Genomic DNA, 21,952 nt, shown 5'->3' with positions numbered 1-21,952 from the left:
GCCGTTCATGCCTTTGCGCAGATCGCCCGCGCGGCGCTCACTTACCCGCGCCCGCCTCATGAATGCATCCCGGAATCCCCCTCGCATCGACGCGCCGCTGCTGCGCGACGCCACGCCCGCCGACTTCCCCGCCATCGCCGCGATCTACGCGCATCACGTGCTGCACGGCGCGGCCTCGTTCGAAGAGCAGCCGCCCGCGCAGGACGAGCTGCTGCGCCGCCACACCGCAGTGCGCGAGCAAGGCTTGCCGTGGCTCGTCGCCGAAATCGACGGCCAGGTGGCTGGCTATTGCTACGCCACGCCCTATCGTCCGCGCGCGGCGTACCGCTATACCGTCGAGGATTCGATCTATATCGACGAAGCGTTTCGCGGACGCGGTCTCGGCCGCACGCTCCTCGAAGCGCTGATTGCGCGCTGCGAGGCTGGCCCGTGGCGGCAGATGATCGCCGTGATCGCCGACCCGAAAGGCGGCTCGCTCGCGCTGCACGAGCGCCTCGGCTTCGAGCTTGTGGGCACGCTGCGCGCCGTTGGCTTCAAGCACGGCGCGTGGCGCGACACGACGCTCATGCAGCGCGCGCTGGGTGACGGCGCGCAGACGCTGCCGCATAACTCGGCGCACACATAACGCACAAGTAACCCACGCGTAACGCACGCATCGGCGCATACGAGCGCGCCACCCCGAACACGAGCCTGAATGCGAAATGCGCACCGTATGGCTCACTGCCATACACGCGCCTTTACAATACGTCCTCCAGTCAGACCGGCCGCGCGCCGGTTCAGCAGAATTCGAGGACTTCGCGCTTATGGCATCCCTGTTCGCTCACATTCAACCGTCCAACTGGAATTTCCTGTGGGACGCGCTCACCAGCTTCGCGCTGCGACTTTGCGCGGCCATCGCCATTCTCTGGATCGGCTGGTGGATCGCGCGGCGCGTCGGCAACTGGTTCGCGCGCCAGGACACCATCGACGCCACGCTGCGCCCGATCATGCGCGATTCGTCGCTGTGGGGCGTGCGCCTCGTCGCAATCGTGGGCGCGCTTTCGCAGATCGGCGTGCAGACCGCGAGCATCGTGGCCGTGCTCGGCGCCGCCGGCCTCGCCATCGGCCTCGCGCTGCAAGGCACGCTGCAGAACATCGCCGCCGGCATCATGTTGCTGCTGCTGCGGCCCTTCAAGGTAGGCGACTATATCGACGGCGGCAGCAGCGCGAGCGTCGCGGGCACCGTGGAAGAGGTGAATCTCTTCACGACGCGCCTCACCAAACCCGACGGCATCTGCGAATACGTGCCCAATAGCGGCCTGTGGAGCAACTCGATCCGCAATTACAGCCGCAATCCCACGCGCCGCCTCGATCTCGAAGTGGAGGTCTCGATGAGCGACGATATGAATCGCGCCATCGACGTGCTGCGCAAACTGGCCGCCGCGGAGCCGCACGTGCTGGCGTCGCCGGAACCGCAAGTGATGGTGAGCCGTTTCGACGACAGCACCGCCGTGCTGAATATTCGCGTCTGGTCCAACATCGACACGTTCTGGGACATGCGCTGGAGCCTCGCGAGCAAGGTGCGCCAGGCGCTCAACGATGCGCAATGCGCACTGCCGCTGCGCGCGCGCGAGCTGCATATCGTGCAGGCGCCGCCGGCGCAATCGACGCCGTCAGCCGCCCAGCGCAGCGCCTGATCCGCGCGACGCTGACCTGCGCGACACCGCACCGCCCGAACCACCACCGCCCGCATGAAAACCTTCGCACGCCGCCTGCGCACGTTCGCCACCCAGCTGGTGCCGCACGGGTATCTCGCGCTGCTGCTCGTCGTCGATGGGCTGATGCTGCTGCGCCCCGTGGCCGAGAACGCGCTGCGCCGCTCGCGCGGCTCGTGGTACGAGGACTGGATCACGCTCATCAACGCGTTCGGCGTGCTCGCGCTGCCGCAGGCCGTGATCGCGGCGGGCCTCACGACCATGGCGATCGGCATCGCGCTGCGCGCCCGCGTGGCATGGGTGATCTCGCTGCTGCTGCTCGCGGCGGCGGCCGGCATCAGCCGGTGGGGCGACTATCGCAGCGGCGTGATGTTCGCCTTCACGCTCGCGCTGGCCGTCGCGCTGCTGGTTTACTGGCGGCGCTTCGACCGCTCGAGCTTCGCCGCCAGCACATTGTTCGCGATCCTGAGCATCGGCTCGTTGCTCATCTACGCGATGTTCGGCGCGCTCTATCTCGGCGACGAGTTCGCGCCGCCCGTGCGCACCATGGTGACGGCGTTCTATTTCTCGATCGTGTCGATGTCGACCGTGGGCTACGGCGATATCGTGCCGCGCTCGGACACCGCGCGGCTCTTCACGGCCTCGATCATCGTGCTCGGCATCACCGTGTTCGCCACGTCGATCAGCGCCGTGCTCGGGCCGGTGATCGGCGGCAAGCTCAAACGCATCGTGACCGGAGGCATCTCCAACGTGACCCGCAAGAACCATTATTTGATCGTCGGCGCCTCGCCGCTCGCGCACAGCGTGTACGCGGGCCTGAAAAAGCGCGGCTACGCCGTCACGGTGATCGTGTCGCCGGGCACGCCGCACACCTATCCGCCCGACGCCGATCTGGTGGAAGGCGATGCGAGCGACACGGCCACGCTGCACCACGCGAGCGCGGAAACCGCGCTCTCCGTGCTCGCGCTGCGCATGGACGATGCCGAGAACGCCTTCGTGATCCTCGCGATCAAGGAGCTCGCGCCGAACGTGCGCACCGTGGCGCTCGTGAACGACAGCCGCAACCTGCAGCGCCTGCGCCTGCTACAGCCCGACATGGTGTTCTCGCCGCAGCTGCTCGCGGGCGAGCTGCTCGCGCGCACGCTCAACAACGAGACCATCGACAACACGCTCATCGAGCATCTGCTGTTCGGCAAGACGCCGGCCGGCGAAGCAACATGATGCGGCAACGCTGCGCCGCTTCAGCGCGCGGGGGACGGCAAGCGGCGAAACAGCGTGGGATAGTCGATCACGAGGCCGTCTTCGTCGACGCGCAGGTTCGCGGTGAAGTCGCGGAAGATGCCTTCGTAGCGGTACTCGCGATCCGGCTCGATGCAGACATAGGCCTGCTCGACGCGTTTGGGGTCGAGTCCCGGCGCGGCGATATAGGCGACTTCGATCGGCCGCCGCTCGCCGCGCGCGAGATTCAGGCGCCGTATCGGCAGCGAGTTCGTGAAGGGCGTGGCCGCAATGTCGATATCGATGCAGCCTTCGATGGCCTCGAGCACGCGGCCTTCGCCATCGCGCCAGTGGCCGTGGCCGTCGCCATGCATCGCGAACGCCTTGCCGCCCATCACGCGAAACGCCGCGTAAGTCGCACGCCAGTGCGCGTCGCAATGCACCGTGTAGCACAGGCCATAAGCCTGGCCGTAGCGCTGCCCGATCACCACGCTCTCGACGCGGATCGCGCCGCCGCTCGAATCGAAGGACAGATGCTCGATGCCTTCGCCCTCTTCCGACACCCAACGTAGCTCGCGCATGGCTCGTCTCCTTGCTGACCGCAGCGGCAATACTACCGGCAAATAGCGACTATCAACGCCCGCGCATGCGCAAGATGGGCCGCTTCGCCTATCCTCGCGCTGCGGGCCGACCGGGCGCGGTTTGCGGCCCGCCGCTTTTGTTTTGGTCCGCCCTCCTGGTCGACCCAGGCCCCGACCCGCTCGAATCCGCATTTCACAGGCCGCGCCTTCCTCGTTCCCGTTTGCCCATCATGTCCACCCCAGCGCCCGCTCAAGCCAATCCGGACGCCGCTTTCGTCAGCCCATCCGCCCACGCTGCGTCCACGGACGCCCCGCCGGGCTTCACCGGGCGCGTGCGCACGCTCCTGCGCAGCCTCGGCCAGATCGTCCTCCAGCGGCACGCCGGCACCGGCGTCTGCCTGCTCGCGGCGCTCGCGTTGTGCGACCCGTGGCTCGCCTGCGCGGCGCTGATTGGCGCGGCAACGGCCAATCTCTGCGCGCGGCGGGCCGGCCACCCGTGCGCGGAAGTCCGCGACGGCCTCGTGGGCTTCAATGGCGCGCTGGCCGGACTGGCAGCCGTCACCTTTGCCGGAGAAAACTTCACGGCGGCGGTGCTCGCCGTGCTCGCGGCGGCGGCCACCGCATGGATCGGCGCGCCGCTCGTGCGCTGGCTGCGCCGCGCGGGCCTCTGTGTCTATTCGGCGCCCTGCCTCCTCGCGACTTGGTCCTGGATGGCGCTGGGCTTCGGCAACCCGCGCACCACCGTGACCAGCGCAATCGCGCCGGCCCATCTGGCCCCGTCCTGGCTCGACGCGGCGGCGGGCGTCCTGAGCGGCGTCGCGCAAACCACCTTCGCCACCGGCGCGCTCCCGGGCCTCGTGCTGCTCGCGGGGCTCGCCTGGTCGTCGCGCCGGGCCGCGGCCTATGCGCTCGGCGGCGCGGTGCTCGCGACCGTCATCGAACACGCCATCGGTGTGCCGCCCGCGAGTTTCGCGGCGGGCCTGTGCGGTTTCAACGGCGCGCTCGCGGCGCTCGCGGCCAGTTCGCTCGGCCCGCGCGCCGCAATTTGTGCGACGATGCTTGCCGCGGCGCTGCATCTGGCCGCCATGCGCCTGGGGCTACCCGGCATGACTGCGCCGTTCGCGCTCGCCGGATGGACCGTCCACAGCGCATGGCGCCTGATCGCGCCGTACCGGACGCGGCCGAGCCAGCAGCCCGCCCCGAATTCCGCCGATGTTCATTGAAGTCCACTGAAGTTCGCTGAAGGAGAGCCGTCCATGTCATTCGCCCATCGTCCGGCCAGCATCGCCGCCGACGCCGCGCCGCCCTCCGCTGCCGAGCAGCAGATGCGCGTGGACCTTGCCGCCGCCTATCGGCTCATCGCGCTCTACGGCTGGGACGACCTGATCTACACGCATGTCTCCGCCGCCGTGCCCGGCGAGCCCGGCCGCTTCCTGATCAACCCGTTCGGTCTCGCCTTCGACGAAGTGCGCGCCTCCAATCTCGTGAAGATCGACACCGAAGGGCGCATCGTCGGCAACAGCGAGCATCCGGTCAACGCAACCGGCTTCGCGCTGCACGCGGCCGTGCACCTCGCCCGCCCCGACGCCGTGTGCGTGATGCATCTGCACAATACGGCGGGGATCGCCGTCTCGATCCAGCGCGACGGCCTGTTGCCCGCCTCGCAGCATGCGCTGCGCTTCTATGGCCAGCTCGGCTGGCACGATTACGAAGGACTGTCGTTCTCGCCTGCCGAAGGCACACGCCTCACCGCGAGCCTGGGCGCGCATCCCGCGATGCTGTTGCGCAACCACGGCACCCTCACCACGGGCCGCACCGTCGCCGAGGCATTCGTGCTGATGGCGACGCTCATCAAGGCCTGCGAAATCCAGTTGCAGGCCCAGGCCGGCGGCGTGCCGCTCGTGCTGCCCACGCCCGAGGTCTGCGCGCACACGGCCGAGCAGCTGCGCGACGGCGGCGCGATCGAAGGCGTGCTCGAATGGCCCGCGCTGCTGCGCAAGCTCGACCGCATCGACACGTCATATCGTGAATGACTGCGGCTGGTCGCGACCCAACCCGTTTCATTACCCCCGCAAACAAGGAGATCCGTATGCCGACTTTCCACATCGAGATGTTCGAGGGCCGCAGCGTCGAGAAAAAGCGCGAGCTCGCCGCCGCGCTCACCGAGACCACCTGCAAGGTTCTGGGCGTGGATGCCCAATCGGTCGACATCATCTTCACCGACGTGAAGACCGAAAACTGGGCGACCGGCGGCAAGCTGTGGAGCGATCCGCGCTGAGCACGCCCAATTAGATCGTCGTCCTGATGATCTGACGAGAGGCCGCGGCGCGGCCTCGCCAACTGCCCCCGCCCACCCGATTCGAACATCTCGAATTCCCGCACCTGGACGAATTGACGCAACGCATACGTCCACTGCACGAATCGCGCCCAATTTGACGCAAATTGACGCAGTGCGCACTCCATGCGCCAAATCATTTCGCAGCGAATGTTTTAATCTAAACAGATTAACGTCAATGATTTAGCGCACAAACTAGTCGTTTGATGATTGACTACTGCGACACGCTGGCACATGTCGCAGCGCAGCAAGAACCCGCCTGTTCGCCTACGCTTACGTCCATTCGCACGCCGCATCACGCGCGCGAAAACGCTTTCCGCTACGCAAGCATCTAGCAGGCACGCACATGCAATCGTCACTCTCGGCATTCGATCTGGCCCGGCTGCAATTCGCCTTCACCGTCTCCTTTCATATCGTCTTTCCGGCGCTCTCCATCGGCCTCGCGAGCTTTATCGCAGTGCTCGAAGCCTGCTGGCTCAAGACCCGCAAACCGTTCTACAAGGACCTGTGCCTGTTTTGGTCGAAGATCTTCGCCGTGGCGTTCGGCATGGGCGTCGTCTCGGGCGTGGTCATGAGCTACCAGTTCGGCACCAACTGGTCCGGCTTCTCGTCGTTCGCGGGTCCGGTCACGGGGCCGCTCCTCATGTACGAGGTGATGACCGCGTTCTTTCTCGAAGCGGGCTTCCTCGGCATCATGCTGTTCGGCTGGAACCGCGTGAGCCCGCGCGCACACTTTGGCGCGACGCTGATGGTCGCCATCGGCACGCTCATTTCCACCTTCTGGATTCTCGCTTCGAATAGCTGGATGCAGACGCCGCAAGGCTTCAAGGTGGTGGACGGCCACGTCGTCCCCACCGACTGGTTCAAGATCATCTTTAACCCGTCGTTTCCGTACCGCCTTGCGCACATGGCAATTGCCGCTTTCATCGTGGCCGCGCTCGTGGTGGCCGCAACCGGTGCGTGGCACCTGCTCAAGGGCCGGCGCGACGCGGCTGTGAAAAAGATGTTCGCGATGGCGCTGGGCCTGCTGCTCGTGCTCGCGCCGCTGCAGGCCCTCGTGGGCGACGCCCACGGACTGAACACGCGCGAATATCAGCCCGCCAAGATCGCCGCGATCGAAGGCATCTGGGACACCGAGCAGGGCGGCACTGCGCTCAACTTGTTCGGCCTGCCCGACATGGAAGCGGAAACCACGCGCTACGCCGTGAAGATTCCGCATCTGGGCAGCCTGATCCTCACGCATAGCTGGGACGGCGAAATCAAGGGCCTCAAATCGTTCCCCGCCGAGGAGCGCCCGAACTCGACGCTGCTGTTCTGGACCTTCCGCGTGATGGTTGGCTTGGGCATCCTGATGATCGTGCTGGGCGTGGCCGGCTGGTGGCTGCACCGGTGCGGCACGCTCTACGAATCGCGCGCGTTCCAGCGCTTCGCGCTGGCGATGGGCCCCACCGGTTTCGTCACGCTGCTCGCAGGCTGGATCACAACCGAAGCGGGCCGCCAGCCGTGGGTGGTCTATGGCGTGATGCGCACCTCGCAGGCCGTTTCGCCGCTCACGGCGCAGCAGGTCAGCGTCTCGCTGATGACCTTTGTCGTCGTGTACTTTCTCGTATTCGGCACGGGCATCTACTACATGCTCAAGCTCATGCGCGCCGGCCCCGCGCTGCCCGACGAGCGCGCGCGAAGCACGCCTGCGGCACCCGCCGCCCCCATCGTTCCCGCCACGCGTGTCACGGGCCAACCCGCGCGCCGCCGATCAGCTGATCGACGCGTGACACCGGAACCCGCACGAACTCCACGATCCGCAATCGAAACGAGGCAAAACAAGCATGGATGTCACCATCATCTGGGCCGCGATCATCGCGCTCGGCCTTTTACTCTACGTGGTGCTGGATGGTTTCGATCTGGGCATCGGCATCGTGTTTCCGCTGTTCCCCGACGAAGATGAGCGCGACCTCATGATGAACACGGTCGCGCCCGTCTGGGACGGCAACGAGACCTGGCTCGTGCTCGGCGGCGCGGGGCTGTTCGCCGTGTTCCCCATCGTCTATTCGACGGTGCTCTCGGCGCTCTATCTGCCGCTCGTGTTCATGCTCGTGTGCCTGATTTTCCGCGGCGTGGCCTTCGAGATTCGCGCGAAGGCCAAGCGCACGAAGCATCTTTGGGATCTCGCGTTCATCGGCGGCTCGACGGGCGCGGCGTTCTTTCAGGGCATCGCACTGGGCGCCTTCCTGCAGGGCATTCCGATGAGCGATGGGCGCTTCGCCGGCGACGCTTTCGGCTGGCTCACGCCGTTCAGCCTCCTCTCGGGCTTCGGGCTCGTGGCGACCTACGCGCTGCTCGGCAGCTGCTGGCTCGTCGCCAAGACCGAGGGCGACCTGCAGCGCCGCCTGCACAAGCTGGTGTGGCCGCTCACGGTCATGCTGCTCGGCTTCATCGCGCTCGTGAGCGTATGGACGCCGCTGCAGGACCCCGTCATCGCGCAGCGCTGGTTCGGCTCGGGTCTGTTCTGGCGGCTCGCGCCGGTGCCGCTGCTGGTGCTCGCGAGCGCCATCTGGATGCGCTGGGCCGTGCAGTCGCGCCGTCACAAGACGCCGTTCGCCGCCGCGCTCGCACTCGTGCTGCTCGGCTACCTGGGACTGCTCGTGAGCCTGTGGCCCTATGCGATTCCGCAGCAGCTCACGCTCTGGCAAGCGGCCGCGCCGCGCGAAAGCCAGACCTTCACGCTGATTGGCGCGTCGTTCATCCTGCCCATCATCGTCGCATACACGGCGATGAGCTACTGGGTCTTCCGAGGCAAGCTCCGTCATGGCGACATCCATCACTACCATTAGGGCGCGAACACGCGCGCTGCCCGGCTGGCTCTGGTTCGTGCTGCTCTGGTGCGGCGGCGTGGGCGCGGCGGTCTCGCTCGGCTTCGCGTTCAAGGTCTTCATGAACCTCACGCTCTTCGCCGTCAAATAGCGCACGCCGCGTCAGGGCATGCCCTAAACTGTTGGCCATCTGTAACTTCAACGATAAAAACCATGCAGCAGATGACCTTCATGGAATGCGTGAAACACGCGTGGGCAAGCGCACGGGAAGCGTTCACGCGCATGCCGGCGCTCGTGCTCGGCACCTTCGTCGCCTACGCGGTGCTCGGCGGGCTCGCGCTGGCCGGCCGACCCTTGCCGGGCGAAGGCGCGGGGCCGTCCACCGGCCTCGTGCTGCTCGCCAACCTGGCCTCGCTGCTCAATGCGCTCGTCTATATCTGGTTCACGCTGAAGGTCTACCGCTTCGTGCTGCTCGGCGAGCCCGCCACGCCGCTCATCGCGTCCGGTGCGAAGCCGCTCTTGCGCATCGTGATGCTGGGCCTCGTCATGATGCTCGCGCTGGTGGGCATCGCGGCGGCCTTCTGGCTGGTGCTGCGCCCGCGCCACGAGGGCGGCGTGGCCTTTCTTTCGCTGGTCGTCGGCGCGATCTGGGTGTTCGTCGGCGTGCGGCTCAGCCTGCTCTATCCGTCACTCGCCATCGGCGGACGCTTCGCGCTGGGCGCCGCATGGCGCGACAGCCGTGGACACTTTTGGAGCGTGCTGGGCGTCTCGTGCGTCGCGGCGCTGCCGCTGCTCGTCTGCGGCGTGCTCGCGCTGATTGGCCTCGGCGTCGCCGGCGTCACGCCCGAGGACGTGGAAACGCCCGCGTGGATCACCGTGCTCGCCATCGGGCAAAGCGTCGTCAATGTCACCTTCGCACTGCTCACCAGCACGGCGCTGGCCTGGCTTTATCGACGCTATGCGAACGAACTGGAGAGCGGCGGCGGCGCAAATGACGTCCGCGGCCGCTGATGGTGCCGGGCGCGCCGCGCCCTGGCGGCGCTGACGCGCGCAGCCCGCGCGGCATTCACCAGACGCCGGGCACGAACCGGTACTTCACCCGCTCCAGATAGGCGCGATAGCCCGGCAGTTCCGTAGCGAGCACACGTTCCTCGCGCACCGCGCGCCAGCCGATCCCCGCCACCATCAACGGCACGCAAGCGAGGCCCCACCACGAGCCGAGCATGAGCGGCGTGCCTGCCAGCAGCGGGATCGCGAACGCGTACATGGGATGGCGCACGTAGGCATAGGGGCCGCTATCGGTCACCGTGTGGCCGCGTTCGCGCTGAATCTTCACCACCGGCGCGGCGTAGCGGTTGGCCGCGAAGACCGCGCGCATGGCATACAGGCTGGCGAAGATCCCCAGCGCGCCGCACACGCCGAGCCAGAACGGCACATGCGACCAGCGAAAGCGCATGGCGTCGATGCCGATCAGGCACAGCCACGCACACCAGCCCACCGAGACCGCCATCATGAAGATGCGGTCCCAGCCCGCCTGCTCGCGCTGGGCGAAAGGCGCGAGGCGTTCGGCAAGCAGGCCGGGGTCGGTGCGCGCGAGCCACAGGCCGATCCACGAGCCCAGCGCGGCCCATTCGAGCAGCCAGAGCCATGCGGCGGCCCAGGCCAGCGTGCCAGCCGCGACGAACAGCAGCGCGCCCTGGAACACCAGCCAGACGAACGTCTGGACGAGCAGACGCTTGACGAGAGCGTTATCCAACGTGTCCTCCTGTGTCGTCATGATGCGCCTCGACACATACCTCAGCGAGCCGCACCCCGCCCTTGCACGCGCGCGAACAGCGCGCTCGTGTCGAAGCCCGCAGTATCCAGGCCGAACTGCTCGTTCAGGCAGCCCGCGAGTTCCGCTGCATTCGCGATCGTACGCTCGATCGTGCGCTGCCCCTTCGCGTCGCGCTCCGTATAGCGGTCGTTGAAAAGAATCGCGCGGCTGTCTTCGCGCGCGATGCAGGCAATCAGACTCTCCGTAAAGAACGATTGTGGCGACGCCGAGGTGAACCAGTTCGCCATTTCGTAATCGACCCATTGCGCGGGCGCATCGTCGAAGCGATAGACGTCGATCCAGTCATTGCCGTCGTACTGCTCGAGCTTCCACTCGCGCTCGCCGAGCGGCGTGAGCCGCGCGGGCTCGAGCAGCGTCTCTTGTGCGCCGCGCTCAGCGAACGCCAGCGGCGCACACAGCGACGCGCTGCCGAAGCCCACATCGGCAAGCCAGGCCGCACCGTCCACATGCACGCGCAGCAGCATGTGCGTGCGCGGCGTGATCGTGCCGGGCGGACGGCCGAACAGCACGCGCGCGGCCAGCGGCTCGATGCGAAAGCCCAGTTGCATGAGCGCATGCGCGAGCACAGTGTTGTGCTCGAAACAATAGCCGCCGCGCCGCGACGCCACGAGCTTGGCGAACACGTCGGGCGGCGCGACCGACACGCGGCGCGCGGCAAACGGATCGAGGTTCTCGAATGCAATCGCACGCGGATGCAGGCGGTGCAGCGCGCGCAGCACGTCGAGCGACGCGCGTCCTTCTCCGTTGTAGCCGATGCGCGCGAAATAACGATCGAGGTCGAAATGGAAATCGAGGTCGGACATGGCGGCGACTCGCTATTCGAAGGAATCGAAATGGCTCGAAAAAACAGCCGGAAGTTGCGATGATATTATGCCCGTGGACGACGCACCGAAAGATCCTGAACCATCTGCTGTACGAAATAATCGCAGGTGGGCCGGTTCGATTTCACACTGCGCGCAACAACGATGTCGAGCGGCTCGATCCTGGGCAGCCCCTGCGCCTCGCCCAGAATGTCGAAGCGCGGCGGCACGCTGCAACGCGTGAGCGCCACCACCGCGATGCCCGCCTCCACGGTCGCCATCAACCCCATCAGGCTCGCGCTGCTATAGGCCGCGCGATAGCGGATATGCGCCGCATCGAGCGCGGCCACCGTATGCGCGCGCGCCACGCTGCCGTGCTCGTACAGGCCCACCGGCAATGGCGACATCGCGAGCGGCGCGGGATCGTCGGGTGAGCCGACCCACACCATGTCCTCGCTGCGCACGAATTCGCCGCGCAGCTTTTTATCGCGCGTCACGAAGGCGATGTCGATCTTGTTGTCCGCCAGCATCGGGCCGAGCGCCACGCTCTGCGCGCACACGATCTCGATTTCCACATGCGGATAGAGCGTCGAAAAGCGCCTGAGCACCGGCGAGAGCAGTGCGGCCATGTAGTCGTCGGGCGCGCCCAGCACCACCCTTCCCGTCACCTCGGGCCGCACCAGCGCCGACCACGCCTCTTCCTGCAGATCGAGCGCGCGCCGCGCATATTCGAGCAGCGTATTGCCAGGCCGCGTGAGCGCGAGATTGCGCGTATCGCGCGTGAACAGCGTGGTGCCGAGCATCTGCTCCAGCCGCTTGATCTGCATGCTCACCGCCGCCTGCGAGCGATGCACGGTCACGGCCGCCTTCGTGAAGCTGCCGGCATCCGCGACGGCCGCAAAGGTGCGCAACAGGTCGAGATCAAACTCGGGATTCATGATTCATAAGTCCCGTTGATGGAATTCTTCAATTTAATTCGTTTGCCGATACCCCGCAACTGGCGAATACTGACCCGGTTTTCAACTCGCTTCCCATTTGCACGTTCCAGCCATGCAATCCGGACCCCACACCGGCCGCCGCGAAGGCGTCGTCATGCTCGCGGGCGGCGGGCTCCTGATGGGCACGATCGGCATCTTCGTCGAAGAGGCGCACCTTGGCGCGCTCACACTCGTGTTCTTCCGCTGCTTCTTCGGCATGCTCGCGCTCGCCGCGTATTGCGCGTGCAAGGGCTGGCTGACCCGAGGCCAGATCAAGCGCCAGTTCACGCGCCGCACGTTCGCGCTCGCGTTCGCCTCCGGCGTGCTGATGGTCACGCAGTGGGTGGGCTTCTTCGATTCGATTCATCGCACGAGCATCGCGGTCGCGACGGTCGTGTTTCACGTGCAGCCATTCTGGGTCGTGCTGATGGGCGCGGCGCTTTTTCACGAGCGACTGGGCGCGGACCGGCTTAGCTGGATCGCGATTGCCTTCGCGGGACTCGTGCTCGCCTCGGGCGTGCTAGCGGAAAGCCAGGTCGCCGACCATCCGCGCTATCTGATTGGCCTCGCCGAAGCGCTGGGCGGCTCCGTGCTCTACGCGAGCGTCACGCTGATCGCGAAGAGCCTGCGCGAGCTCCGCCCGCATCTGCTCACGCTGATCCAATGCGCGGTAGGAACGATCTGCCTGCCGCTCATCGCGCCCTTCATCGCACCGCTCGAATTCGCGCATATCGCGCCCGCACAATGGGGCTGGCTCATCGGCATGGGCGTGCTGCACACGGGGCTGTCCTATGTGCTGATCTACGGCGCGCTGCCCAAGCTCACCACGCCCGTGATCGCGGTGCTGCTGTTCGTCTATCCGCTCACGGCCATCGCCGTCGACGCCATCGTCTATGGCCGCGCGCTGAGCGCGCTGCAACTCGCGGGCATGGTGCTGATCGTGCTGGCGAGCCTCGGCGTGAATCTCGGTTGGCGCCTGCTGCCACCGGGGCTCGCGCTCAGGCGGCGCTGAAGCGCGTCGCCCTTGCGGGTCTAACGGCGATTCGCTGCCCGCTTCACGAGGGCAGCGTCTCGCCCTTCGTCTCCGGCGCGAACGGAATGATGAGCAGACCGAGCACGAACGCGAGCGCGGTGAGCGCGACCGGCACGCCCAGCGTGTGCATGTGCAGCACCGCCGCGCCCAGCAGGAAATTCACGCCCGCCCCCACGAAACGCCCGAACGACGTGCAGAACGCAAACGCCGTGGCGCGCACGCGCGTTTCGAACTGCTCGGGCAGCCACAGGCTGAACAGCGCGAAGTTGCCGCCGAAAAAGCCCAGCACGAACAGCAGCGCGATGAACGGCACGAGTCCGTTCTCGAGGTAATAGGCCCAGCCGAAGCTCGCCGCAACCGTCACGGCCATGCCCGCGAAATACACCGCGAGCGTCCACTTGCGGCCGATGCGCTCGGCCATCGGGGGCAGCGCGAGGCAACCGAGAATCGTGCCGATGGAGAGAATGCCGGTGGCGATGGATGCCGTGCGGATGGCCTCGGCCTTGTTCGCGCCCGCGCGCGTCGCGAGCTGGATCACGGCGGAAGGCTCGTACACGGCACCGGCCCACAAGCCGATGATCGCGATGGTCAGGAGCGCGCAAGCCACCACGGTACGCACGCGATAAGCACTGCCGAAGATCTCGCGCAGCGGGTGGCCGCGATGCACGTGGCTGGCTTCGGAGCGCTTCCATGTCTGCGGCTCTTCCACGCGCGTGAGCACGAGAATGGCGACCACCACGGGAAGCGCGCCAGTGAGGAACATCGCGCGCCAGCCGAAGTGCACGCCCACCGTGTAATTGAGCGCGGCAGCAATAAAGAAGCCCGCGTAATAGCCAGTCTGCAAATAACCCGCGCCCATCTTGCGACGATCCTCGGGCCACGACTCGGCCACATAAGTGCCAGCCAGCGCCCATTCGCCGCCGATGCCCACGCCCGCGAGAAAGCGGAAGATGCCGAGCGCCCAGACGCTTTGCGCAGTGGCCGAGAGTCCCGTGAAGATCGCGAACATGAAAATCGTGCCGGCCAGCACGCGCGTGCGGCCGAAGCGGTCCGCCATCGGCCCCCAGATGAACGAGAGGCCCCAACCCACCAGGAACAGCGCGAACAGGATCGAGCCCGCAAGGCCGATGTTTGCGGGTGTGGCCGCATAACCCGAGCGCGGCAGCAACTCGGTGAGCGCCGGCGTGAGCACCAGCGCGTAGATGAAAGAGTCCATGCCATCGAGCGTCCAGCCTGCCCAGGCACCCCAGAAGCCCACGATCTGCGAGCGATTGAGGGGCGTTTTCCGGGCACGCTGCGCGGCCCCGGTTATCGAGTTCATACGCGTCTCTCTCCATGAGGTTTCTGCACGCGCCGCACTACCATGACGCATGCGCCAGCGACCCGCCTGGCTGCGGATTTCGGGTTTCCCAGACTTTCAAGGTCATCGTTTTATATATAATATTTGATCTCATGAGCCACGCAACGGATGGTTTTCCCCTGGAAGGTAGCGCCGAGGCTGCCCCACAGCCCCCCATGCAGCCCGCCCCGCAAGGATTGCCGGGCCTGCCGGGAGCAGCGGCGCCGCGCACCAGCACGTCGCGCATGATCGCGGATGCCTTGCGCACCGCCATTGTCGAGGGCACGCTCGCGCCCGACGCACCGCTGCGTCAGGACGCGATCGCGCGCCACTTTTCGGTGAGCGCCATTCCCGTGCGCGAGGCGCTGCGCCAACTCGCGAGCGAGGGCTGGGCAAGAATCGAGGTCAACAAGGGTGCATGCGTCGCCTCGCTCTCACGCGACGAAGCGCGCGAGATCTACGAGATCCGCTCGGCGCTTGAGAGCCTCGCGCTCGGGCTCGCGATTCCGCATCACACAGAGGCCACGCTGCGCGAAGTGAGCGCGCTGGCCGCCGCGGCCTCGCGCGAGCGCGATCCGTCGCTCTACGTGGCGCGCAACGAGGCCTTCCATATGAGCCTCTACGCGCCCGCCGGCCGCCCTCAACTGATGGAGATGCTCGCCACCCTGCATCGCCGCGGCGAGCGCTATTTGCGCCTGAAATTCGGCTTTCCCGCCTACAAGGGCGAATCGGATGCCGAGCACACCGAGATCCTCGACGCCGTGCAGCGCCGCGACATCCCCGCCGCGCAGGCGCTCGTGGCCGCGCATCTGCTCGGCACGGGCGAATTGATCTACCGTTTCCTCACCGAGCGCGCAGCGGCGCAGCCGGCCGCCAAAAAACAGCGCGCCCGCGCTTCTTCTGCCTCTCCCGCAACACCCCGCTCACGGAGCCGAACTCCCGATGAAGCCTCAAGCTGAAACGCTCACTTCGCCCGATCTTGCCAATGCGGCGCCGCGCTCGTGGACCACGCGCCGCGATGAAAAGGCTCGCCGCCTCGCCGCCATTGCGGGCTGGCTCGAAGACGGCATCCTGCCCGCCGCGCGAACGACCGAAGCGCTAGAACTGCTGATCCGCCCCGGCGACCGCGTCGCCCTCGAAGGCGATAACCAGAAGCAGGCCGACTTTCTCTCGCGCTCGTTCGCCAAAGCCGATCCCGCGAAACTCAACAACGTGCATCTGCTGATTTCGAGCATCAGCCGCCCGGAACATCTGACGCTGTTCGAGCGCGGCATCGCGCACCGCGTGGACTTCTCATTCGCGGGTCCGCAGAGCCTGCGCGTCGCGCAGCTGCTCGAAGACGGCCGGCTCGAAGTGGGCGCGATCCATACCTACGTAGAGCTTTACGCGCGCATGTTCGTCGACCTGATTCCGCAGGTCGCGCTGCTGTGCGCGGAAAAGGCCGACCGCCACGGCAACCTGTACACGGGCCCGAACACCGAGGACACGCCCACGATTGCCGAGGCCGCCGCCTTCAGCCAGGGCATCGTGATCGTTCAGGTGAACGAAATCGTCGATGAGCTGCCGCGCGTGGACATTCCCGGATCGTGGGTGGACGTGGTCGTGCAGGCCGACCGGCCCTTCGCGGTCGAGCCGCTGTTCACCCGCGATCCGCGCCATATCGGCGACTTGCAGGTGCTCACCGCGATGATGGCCATCAAGGGCATCTACGCGCCGTACAACATCACCTCGCTCAATCACGGCATTGGCTTCGACACTGCCGCGATCGAACTGCTGCTGCCCACCTATGGCGAGTCGCTGGGCCTGAAGGGCAAGATCTGCCGCAACTGGACGCTCAATCCGCATCCCACGCTGATTCCCGCCATCGAGTCGGGCTGGGTCGAGAGCATTCATTGCTTCGGCAGCGAGGTGGGCATGGAGGCGTACATCGCCGCGCGCCCCGACGTGTTCTTCACCGGCAGCGACGGCAGCCTGCGCTCGAACCGCGTGCTGTGCCAGCTCGCGGGCCAGTATGGCGTCGACCTCTTCATCGGCTCGACGCTGCAGATCGACGCCGACGCGAACTCGTCCACCGTCACGCGCGGGCGGCTGGCCGGCTTCGGCGGCGCGCCGAACATGGGCCACGATCCGCGCGGGCGCCGCCACGCGAGCGACGCGTGGCTCAAGCTGCTCAAATCGGACGGCCCGCAGGCATCGATTGCGCGGGGCCACAAGCTGGTCGTGCAACTCGTGGAAACGTGGAAGAAAGGCGGCGAGCCGACCTTCGTGGACGAACTCGACGCCATCGCCGTGGGCGAGAAAAGCGGCATGCCGATCGCGCCCGTGATGATCTACGGCGACGACGTGAGCCATGTCGTGACCGAGGAAGGCATCGTGCATCTGCATCGCGCGGAAGGCATCGACGAGCGGCGCGCCGCGCTCGCGGCGGTCGCGGGCGTGACGCCCATCGGCCTGCGCGCGCAGCCGCAGAAGACCGAGGAACTGCGCCGCCGCGGCATCGTTCAGTTTCCCGAAGATCTCGGCATCCGTCGCGGCGACGCGAAACGCTCGCTGCTCGCGGCGCGCAGCATCGACGATCTCGTGACGTGGTCGGGTGGGCTCTATACGCCGCCCGCACGCTTTCGCAGCTGGTGAGCGCGATGCGCACGCTCTCCCTGGACCGGCTGGCCGAAGGCGCTGCGGCCTCGTATGGCGCGACGCCACGCAGCGCGTGCTCGGCCGCGCTCATGCCCGACGCGCAACTCGCGCGCTTCGCACGCGATGCGCTGATCGAGGAAGCGCGCCTCACGCCCAAGCCCGCGCTCGTGGACGCGCGCGGCAGCGGCGCACACGTCGATCTCGATCTCGCGACGATGCTGCGTTCCGCGCATGCGCTCGAACCCACCTTCGAGGCGCTCGCGCGCGCTGCGCGCGGCGCGACACCAGGCCACGCGCTGCGCACCGATCTCGCACGCATTGGCCGGGCCGGCGAAGCCGCAATGATGCGCGCGACCGGCGGCAGCAATGCGCATCGCGGCGCAATCTGGATCGTTGGCTTGCTGGTTGCTGGCGCAACGATTTCGCATACGCCGCAGAACGACATGGACGCGTTCGCACCGCATGCTGCGCAGATTGCCGAAACGGCGGCACGCATCGCGCGTTTCGACGACCTGCTCGCGCCCACCGTGCGGCAGCCCACGCAAAGCAACGGCGAACGCGTGCGCCAGCGCTACCACGTAGGCGGCGCGCGGCGCGAGGCTCAAGACGGCTTTCCGCACGTGATTCGCGTGGGTCTGCCTGCGCTCCACGCGGCGCGCGCACAAGGGCGCGACGAAGCGGCGGCGCGCGTGGACGCCCTGCTCGCCATCATGGCTTCGCTCGACGACACCTGCGTGCTGCACCGCGCCGGCCTCGCGGGCCGTGAGGCCGCGCAGGCGGGCGCGCAGCGCGTGCGCGACGCGGGCGGCATCGCCACGCGCGCGGGCCGCGCCGCGTTCGACGCGCTCGAACGCGCGCTGCTCGCGCTCAATGCATCACCGGGCGGCGCGGCCGATCTGCTCGCCGCGACGCTCTTCATCGACAGACTGGTTCACCACCGCATCGGCGGGAGGACGGTTTCATGGAACAACTGACATTCGACTATCCGGCGCAGCGCGCCGTGACGACGCGCGCCCACGTGGGCGTGGTGGGCTCGGGCGATCTCGAAGTGTTGCTGCAGCCCGCCGGCGACATGCAGGCGCGCGTGGTCGTGCATACGAGCGTGGACGGCTACGGCCATATCTGGAAGAGCGTGCTCGATCGCTTCTTCACGCGCTACGACGGCGCGGCGCTCATCGAGATCAACGACTTCGGCGCGACGCCCGGCGTCGTGGCGCTGCGTCTCGCCGAAGCCGTGGAAGCCGCGCAGGACAGCACGCAAGGAGACAAGGCATGAGCGCAGGCATCCAGACCCTGCTGCGCGAGAGCTTCATCGAACTCTCCGCGCGCGAGCGCGCCGCCGCCGTGCTCGACAAAGGCAGCTTCCGCGAACTGCTCGGCCCGTTCGACCGCATCGAGTCGCCCTGGCTCCCGCTGCAGGGCATCGTCTGCCAGGCCGACGACGGCGCCGTGATCGCGCGCGGCACGCTCGACGGCGAGCCCGCCGTGGTCTGCGCGATCGAATCGGCGTTCCAGGGCGGCAGCATCGGCGAGGTGTCGGGCAGCAAGATCGCCGCTGCGCTCGAGCTCGCACTCGCCGACTGCGAACGCGGCACGATCGTGCGCCCCGTCGTGCTGTTCGAGACCGGCGGCGTGCGTTTGCAGGAGGCCAATCTCGGCCTCGCCGTAATTGCCGAGATCCAGTCGGCGATCGTCGCGCTGCGCCGCCATGTGCCCGTGGTCGGCGTGATCGCGGGCATGGTCGGCTGCTTCGGCGGCATGTCGCTCGCGGCGGCACTGTGCTCGTCTCTCGTGATGACGAAGCAAGGACGTCTCGGCATGAACGGCCCTGAAGTGATCGAGCAGGAAGCCGGCATCGAGGAACTCGATTCGAGCGATCGCCGCCACGTGTGGCAGTTGATCGGCGGCGAGCAGCGTGCACGCACCGGTTATGCCGATGCGCTCGTGGACGACGCCGTCGACGACGTGCGCGCCGCCGTGCGCGCCGCGTTCGCACGCGGCATACCGCAAGCGCACCGCACCGTGCAGGTCGACGCCACGCTCGCGAAGCTCGCGCGGATCGGTCCCGCTAGCATCGCGCCCGACACCATGGGCGCGATGTTCGAAACGCCATCGTCCCAAACACACGGAGAGCCCGCATGAGCGAGACGAACTTGAGCCGGGGCGCGCTGTGGCTGCGCGCACTCGCAGGTGCGCCGAACGATGCGAGTGCGCACTGCGTGCCCTATGCCGATGCACCGCTCGATGGCGAGACGGCGCGCTTCATCACCGTCGCGCCCGACCCCGACAACCGTTTTCCCCGCGCGCGCGACAACGTGGTGGGCCTCGAACAGGGCTGGCGTCTCGCACAGGCCGTGCGTGGCGCGATCGACGAAGACGCCGCCAGCGGTACGCGCCGCCCGATCGTCGCGATCGTCGATGTGAAGAGCCAGGCGTATGGCTATCGCGAAGAGATGCTCGGCATCCACCTCGCCTGCGCGGCCGCCGTGGACGCCTATGCGAGCGCGCGCCTCGCGGGGCATCCCGTGGTGGCGCTGATCGTCGGTCCCGCCATGTCGGGCGCGTTCCTCGCGCATGGCTATCAGGCCAATCGCATCGTCGCACTCGATGCGCCCGGCACGATGGTGCACGCGATGGGCAAGGAGGCCGCCGCGCGCGTCACGCGGCGCAGCGTAGAAGACCTCGACGCACTCGGCGAGAAGATCGTGCCGATGTCGTACTCGATGGCCTCGTTCGCGAAGCTCGGGCTACTGGACGAATTGATCGCGGGCGTCGACGCCGACGCGCCAGACGACGCCCAAATCGCGCGCGTGCGCGAAGTGCTTGCGCGCAGGGTGCGCGAAGCCCGCAACGACCGCAGTGGTCTCGCGCATCGTCTTCAGGGTGAAGCGGCGCAACACACGCGCGCGGCATCGATCGAAGTGCGCAAGCGGCTCGCGCAACAGTGGGACGCCAGCTGATGCGACTGTGCGCCGCACCGCCGTTCGCGCCCGACACGCCATGCACGGACGAATCGCGCTGGCGCCCGCACGATCTGCTGCGGCTCGCGCGCCTCGCACCCGTGTCAGACGAGCCCACCTGGGTGCCGGAAGCCTTCGCGCGCGCGCCGTTCGCCGTCGTGCGCCGCGCTCAGGCGGCACCGGGCTTCGTGGCGGCGGGCTTGCGCGGCGGCACGCGTGCGGAGCGCTTCGGCACATGGGTCAATGCTGAGGATATCGAATCGTCTGTATCGCCCGAATCGCTGCTCGCAATAGCCCCCTCGCCAGAACGCGTGGCGTTAGCGGCATTCGTGGCCCTTGCGTCGCTGCGCGAAGCCCCAGGCCCGCTGCGCGACTTCGTCTGGGGACCGACCGGCAGCGCGGGGTTCGAATTGGCCACGCAGGTCCACACACCTACGGAATCCAGCGATCTTGACCTGCTGATCCGCATGCCCCGACGCAGCAATGCAGCAACGATCGCAGCGCTCGCCGCTACACTCGCACGCGCCGCGCAGCACGCCGGCACACGCGTGGACGCTCAGCTGGAAACGCCGGCGGGTGGCGTCGCGCTCGCCGAACTCGCGCAGTGGACGTCCGGCAAGGCGCGCGTGCTCGCGCGCGCGAGCGACGGCGCGCGCCTCGTCGCCGATCCGTGGCAAACATCATGAGTTTCGCCTGCCTCTTTCCCGGCCAGGGCGCGCAAAGTCCCGGTTACCTGCACCGGCTGCCCGAGCACGAGGTCGTGCGCGCCACGCTCGACGAAGCCTCGGCGACGCTCGGCCTCGACATCCTCGCGCTCGATAGCGCACAGGCCTTGCAATCCACGGTGGCGGTGCAAATCGGTCTCGTGGTGGCTGGCGTGGCGCACGCCCGCGCACTCGCCCAAGCGGGATTGACGCCGCAGTTCAGCGCCGGCCTCTCGGTGGGCGCGTATCCCGCTGCCGTGTGCTGCGGCGCGCTCGACTTCGCCGACGCGCTGCGCATGGTGCAAAAGCGCGCTGAGCTGATGGAGTCCGCCTGGCCGGCGGGCTATGGCCTTGCGGCAGTCTCGGGGCTCAGCGAGACGCAGGTGGAGGCGCTCGCTAACAAAACTGCACCCACGCAGGACAGCGCCGCGCGGGCCAGCGACGCGCACGTCTATGTGGCCAACGTCAACGCGCCGCGCCAGATCGTCGTGGCCGGGGCCGACGCCGCGCTCGAAGCGTTCGCCACGCGCGCGCTCGCGGCGGGAGCACGCAAAGTTCAGCGGTTGGCCGTTTCCGTCCCTTCGCATTGCGAACTATTGGCCGACGCCACGGAACGGCTCGTGGCGTGGTCGCGCGACATTCCGGTTCGCTCGCCCGAAGGCGTCTACGTCGACAATCGCGGCGGCCGCCCGCTCCATGACGGCGATGCGATTCGCGCCGACCTCGCCACCAACATGCGTTATACGGTGCGCTGGTACGACGCGCTCACGGTCATGATCGAATCGGGGGCGACCGTGCTGGTCGAAGCGCCGCCCGGCCAGGTGCTCACCGACATCGCCCGTGAGCATTACCCGGAAGTCGCGACATTGAGCGCGGCGACGCTACCGCTCGACCGGCTCGCGGCCACGGTGCGGCGGCGCCTGGGCGTGGATTGAGGATGTGCAGGCTATCGCTGTAAATCCGCGAATAATATATTTATGCGCATAAAGTCGAATTTTATTTTTAGCGCTATATTTTCTGACAGCGC

General features: G+C 67.3%; 23 protein-coding genes and 1 pseudogene. 19 read left to right on the top strand and 5 right to left on the bottom strand.

The genetic code is table 11. The features are described 5' to 3' along the window. The first annotated feature begins 58 nt into the window (after window positions 1-58). The 3 genes from P5W99_RS17865 to kch all read left to right on the top strand — a co-directional run bounded on the left by P5W99_RS17865 (window position 59) and on the right by kch (window position 2,915). On the top strand, window positions 59-625 hold the full coding sequence (locus P5W99_RS17865; RefSeq protein ID WP_421026514.1) for a GNAT family N-acetyltransferase: 567 nt from the start codon (window positions 59-61) through the stop codon (window positions 623-625). Between the two features lie 178 nt (window positions 626-803). Next, entirely contained in the window at window positions 804-1,676 is an 873-nt protein-coding gene (locus P5W99_RS17860; protein ID WP_421026513.1) for a mechanosensitive ion channel family protein, read from the top strand. Between the two features lie 54 nt (window positions 1,677-1,730). Next, on the top strand, window positions 1,731-2,915 hold the full coding sequence (gene kch / locus P5W99_RS17855) for a voltage-gated potassium channel protein (protein ID WP_421026512.1): 1,185 nt from the start codon (window positions 1,731-1,733) through the stop codon (window positions 2,913-2,915). Window positions 2,916-2,935: 20 nt separating this feature from the next. Here kch and P5W99_RS17850 read toward each other — a convergent pair whose 3' ends face one another. Further along, entirely contained in the window at window positions 2,936-3,493 is a 558-nt protein-coding gene (locus P5W99_RS17850; protein WP_421026511.1) for a putative glycolipid-binding domain-containing protein, read from the bottom strand. A 230-nt stretch (window positions 3,494-3,723) separates the two neighbouring features. Between P5W99_RS17850 and P5W99_RS17845 the strand changes: the two genes are divergently transcribed. The 7 genes and pseudogenes from P5W99_RS17845 (at window position 3,724) to P5W99_RS17815 (ending at window position 9,649) form a co-directional block, all read left to right on the top strand. After that, a complete protein-coding gene (locus tag P5W99_RS17845; protein WP_421026510.1) occupies window positions 3,724-4,716 on the top strand; it encodes an urea transporter in 993 nt (330 codons plus the stop codon). Between the two features lie 33 nt (window positions 4,717-4,749). Then, a complete protein-coding gene (locus P5W99_RS17840) occupies window positions 4,750-5,526 on the top strand; it encodes a class II aldolase/adducin family protein (RefSeq protein ID WP_421026509.1) in 777 nt (258 codons plus the stop codon). Next, entirely contained in the window at window positions 5,523-5,771 is a 249-nt protein-coding gene (locus P5W99_RS17835; protein WP_421026508.1) for a 4-oxalocrotonate tautomerase, read from the top strand. The genes P5W99_RS17840 and P5W99_RS17835 overlap by 4 nt, the downstream gene beginning before the upstream one ends. Before the next feature lie 403 nt (window positions 5,772-6,174). Beyond that, window positions 6,175-7,518: pseudogene (locus P5W99_RS17830) on the top strand (cytochrome ubiquinol oxidase subunit I); the annotation flags it as partial. A 136-nt stretch (window positions 7,519-7,654) separates the two neighbouring features. Further along, window positions 7,655-8,659, top strand: a complete 1,005-nt coding sequence (gene cydB / locus P5W99_RS17825) for a cytochrome d ubiquinol oxidase subunit II (RefSeq protein WP_421026506.1) — start codon at window positions 7,655-7,657, stop codon at window positions 8,657-8,659. Next, window positions 8,634-8,789 (top strand): hypothetical protein, encoded by a 156-nt coding sequence (locus P5W99_RS17820; RefSeq protein ID WP_421026505.1) that lies wholly within the window; start codon window positions 8,634-8,636, stop codon window positions 8,787-8,789. The genes cydB and P5W99_RS17820 overlap by 26 nt, the downstream gene beginning before the upstream one ends. 62 nt (window positions 8,790-8,851) lie before the next feature. Continuing rightward, complete coding sequence (locus P5W99_RS17815) at window positions 8,852-9,649, top strand: hypothetical protein (protein WP_421026504.1); 798 nt, start codon at window positions 8,852-8,854, stop codon at window positions 9,647-9,649. A 55-nt stretch (window positions 9,650-9,704) separates the two neighbouring features. Here the strand turns inward: P5W99_RS17815 and P5W99_RS17810 are convergent, their stop codons facing one another. From P5W99_RS17810 to P5W99_RS17800, 3 genes are all read right to left on the bottom strand, one after another. Beyond that, the gene (locus tag P5W99_RS17810; RefSeq protein WP_421026503.1) at window positions 9,705-10,394 is read right to left on the bottom strand and encodes a methyltransferase family protein; all 690 of its coding nucleotides are present in this window, start codon (window positions 10,392-10,394) and stop codon (window positions 9,705-9,707) included. A gap of 41 nt (window positions 10,395-10,435) precedes the next feature. Next, on the bottom strand, window positions 10,436-11,278 hold the full coding sequence (locus P5W99_RS17805) for an arylamine N-acetyltransferase family protein (RefSeq protein WP_421026502.1): 843 nt from the start codon (window positions 11,276-11,278) through the stop codon (window positions 10,436-10,438). A gap of 65 nt (window positions 11,279-11,343) precedes the next feature. After that, window positions 11,344-12,213 (bottom strand): LysR family transcriptional regulator, encoded by an 870-nt coding sequence (locus P5W99_RS17800; protein WP_421026501.1) that lies wholly within the window; start codon window positions 12,211-12,213, stop codon window positions 11,344-11,346. A gap of 112 nt (window positions 12,214-12,325) precedes the next feature. Here P5W99_RS17800 and P5W99_RS17795 point away from each other — a divergent pair, with 112 nt between their 5' ends. Then, entirely contained in the window at window positions 12,326-13,264 is a 939-nt protein-coding gene (locus P5W99_RS17795; protein WP_421026500.1) for a DMT family transporter, read from the top strand. A gap of 43 nt (window positions 13,265-13,307) precedes the next feature. Here P5W99_RS17795 and P5W99_RS17790 read toward each other — a convergent pair whose 3' ends face one another. After that, window positions 13,308-14,606 carry an MFS transporter gene (locus P5W99_RS17790; protein WP_421026499.1) on the bottom strand — a complete coding sequence of 433 codons (1,299 nt, stop codon included), beginning with the start codon at window positions 14,604-14,606 and terminating at the stop codon, window positions 13,308-13,310. Window positions 14,607-14,737: 131 nt separating this feature from the next. On the opposite strand from P5W99_RS17790, the gene P5W99_RS17785 reads away from it, so the two are divergent. From P5W99_RS17785 to mdcH, 8 genes are read left to right on the top strand one after another with little or no spacing between them, the layout of a single operon-like run. Further along, window positions 14,738-15,583, top strand: coding sequence for a GntR family transcriptional regulator (locus P5W99_RS17785; protein WP_434664056.1), 846 nt, complete (start codon window positions 14,738-14,740; stop codon window positions 15,581-15,583). After that, on the top strand, window positions 15,567-17,258 hold the full coding sequence (mdcA, locus tag P5W99_RS17780) for a malonate decarboxylase subunit alpha (protein WP_421026497.1): 1,692 nt from the start codon (window positions 15,567-15,569) through the stop codon (window positions 17,256-17,258). Before P5W99_RS17785 ends, mdcA begins: the two co-directional genes overlap by 17 nt. Window positions 17,259-17,263: 5 nt before the next feature. Next, window positions 17,264-18,235, top strand: coding sequence for a triphosphoribosyl-dephospho-CoA synthase (locus tag P5W99_RS17775; RefSeq protein WP_434664053.1), 972 nt, complete (start codon window positions 17,264-17,266; stop codon window positions 18,233-18,235). Further along, window positions 18,223-18,537 (top strand): malonate decarboxylase subunit delta, encoded by a 315-nt coding sequence (locus tag P5W99_RS17770; RefSeq protein WP_421026495.1) that lies wholly within the window; start codon window positions 18,223-18,225, stop codon window positions 18,535-18,537. The genes P5W99_RS17775 and P5W99_RS17770 overlap by 13 nt, the downstream gene beginning before the upstream one ends. After that, on the top strand, window positions 18,534-19,403 hold the full coding sequence (locus P5W99_RS17765) for a biotin-independent malonate decarboxylase subunit beta (RefSeq protein ID WP_421026494.1): 870 nt from the start codon (window positions 18,534-18,536) through the stop codon (window positions 19,401-19,403). Before P5W99_RS17770 ends, P5W99_RS17765 begins: the two co-directional genes overlap by 4 nt. After that, window positions 19,400-20,221: a biotin-independent malonate decarboxylase subunit gamma gene (mdcE, locus tag P5W99_RS17760; protein WP_421026493.1), complete on the top strand. Its 822-nt coding sequence runs from the start codon at window positions 19,400-19,402 to the stop codon at window positions 20,219-20,221. The genes P5W99_RS17765 and mdcE overlap by 4 nt, the downstream gene beginning before the upstream one ends. Next, a complete protein-coding gene (locus tag P5W99_RS17755; RefSeq protein ID WP_434664049.1) occupies window positions 20,221-20,907 on the top strand; it encodes a malonate decarboxylase holo-ACP synthase in 687 nt (228 codons plus the stop codon). The genes mdcE and P5W99_RS17755 overlap by 1 nt, the downstream gene beginning before the upstream one ends. Continuing rightward, window positions 20,904-21,860 carry a malonate decarboxylase subunit epsilon gene (mdcH, locus tag P5W99_RS17750; RefSeq protein ID WP_434664046.1) on the top strand — a complete coding sequence of 319 codons (957 nt, stop codon included), beginning with the start codon at window positions 20,904-20,906 and terminating at the stop codon, window positions 21,858-21,860. Before P5W99_RS17755 ends, mdcH begins: the two co-directional genes overlap by 4 nt. Window positions 21,861-21,952 lie beyond the last annotated feature (92 nt).

It is taken from the genome of Paraburkholderia sp. A3BS-1L (genome assembly GCF_051125215.1).
Lineage (GTDB): Bacteria > Pseudomonadota > Gammaproteobacteria > Burkholderiales > Burkholderiaceae > Paraburkholderia.
This window is presented reverse-complemented; position numbering and strand designations above follow the sequence as displayed.

Bases quoted from the DNA above. Each gene is read 5' to 3' on its own strand.
- P5W99_RS17865 (WP_421026514.1), top strand. From the start codon at position 59: ATGAATGCATCCCGGAATCCCCCTCGCATCGACGCGCCGCTGCTGCGC.
- P5W99_RS17860 (WP_421026513.1), top strand. From the start codon at position 804: ATGGCATCCCTGTTCGCTCACATTCAACCGTCCAACTGGAATTTCCTG.
- kch (WP_421026512.1), top strand. From the start codon at position 1,731: ATGAAAACCTTCGCACGCCGCCTGCGCACGTTCGCCACCCAGCTGGTG.
- P5W99_RS17850 (WP_421026511.1), bottom strand. From the start codon at position 3,493: ATGCGCGAGCTACGTTGGGTGTCGGAAGAGGGCGAAGGCATCGAGCAT.
- P5W99_RS17845 (WP_421026510.1), top strand. From the start codon at position 3,724: ATGTCCACCCCAGCGCCCGCTCAAGCCAATCCGGACGCCGCTTTCGTC.
- P5W99_RS17840 (WP_421026509.1), top strand. From the start codon at position 4,750: ATGTCATTCGCCCATCGTCCGGCCAGCATCGCCGCCGACGCCGCGCCG.
- P5W99_RS17835 (WP_421026508.1), top strand. From the start codon at position 5,523: ATGACTGCGGCTGGTCGCGACCCAACCCGTTTCATTACCCCCGCAAAC.
- cydB (WP_421026506.1), top strand. From the start codon at position 7,655: ATGGATGTCACCATCATCTGGGCCGCGATCATCGCGCTCGGCCTTTTA.
- P5W99_RS17820 (WP_421026505.1), top strand. From the start codon at position 8,634: ATGGCGACATCCATCACTACCATTAGGGCGCGAACACGCGCGCTGCCC.
- P5W99_RS17815 (WP_421026504.1), top strand. From the start codon at position 8,852: ATGCAGCAGATGACCTTCATGGAATGCGTGAAACACGCGTGGGCAAGC.
- P5W99_RS17805 (WP_421026502.1), bottom strand. From the start codon at position 11,278: ATGTCCGACCTCGATTTCCATTTCGACCTCGATCGTTATTTCGCGCGC.
- P5W99_RS17800 (WP_421026501.1), bottom strand. From the start codon at position 12,213: ATGAATCCCGAGTTTGATCTCGACCTGTTGCGCACCTTTGCGGCCGTC.
- P5W99_RS17795 (WP_421026500.1), top strand. From the start codon at position 12,326: ATGCAATCCGGACCCCACACCGGCCGCCGCGAAGGCGTCGTCATGCTC.
- P5W99_RS17790 (WP_421026499.1), bottom strand. From the start codon at position 14,606: ATGAACTCGATAACCGGGGCCGCGCAGCGTGCCCGGAAAACGCCCCTC.
- P5W99_RS17785 (WP_434664056.1), top strand. From the start codon at position 14,738: ATGAGCCACGCAACGGATGGTTTTCCCCTGGAAGGTAGCGCCGAGGCT.
- mdcA (WP_421026497.1), top strand. From the start codon at position 15,567: ATGAAGCCTCAAGCTGAAACGCTCACTTCGCCCGATCTTGCCAATGCG.
- P5W99_RS17775 (WP_434664053.1), top strand. From the start codon at position 17,264: ATGCGCACGCTCTCCCTGGACCGGCTGGCCGAAGGCGCTGCGGCCTCG.
- P5W99_RS17770 (WP_421026495.1), top strand. From the start codon at position 18,223: ATGGAACAACTGACATTCGACTATCCGGCGCAGCGCGCCGTGACGACG.
- P5W99_RS17765 (WP_421026494.1), top strand. From the start codon at position 18,534: ATGAGCGCAGGCATCCAGACCCTGCTGCGCGAGAGCTTCATCGAACTC.
- mdcE (WP_421026493.1), top strand. From the start codon at position 19,400: ATGAGCGAGACGAACTTGAGCCGGGGCGCGCTGTGGCTGCGCGCACTC.
- P5W99_RS17755 (WP_434664049.1), top strand. From the start codon at position 20,221: ATGCGACTGTGCGCCGCACCGCCGTTCGCGCCCGACACGCCATGCACG.
- mdcH (WP_434664046.1), top strand. From the start codon at position 20,904: ATGAGTTTCGCCTGCCTCTTTCCCGGCCAGGGCGCGCAAAGTCCCGGT.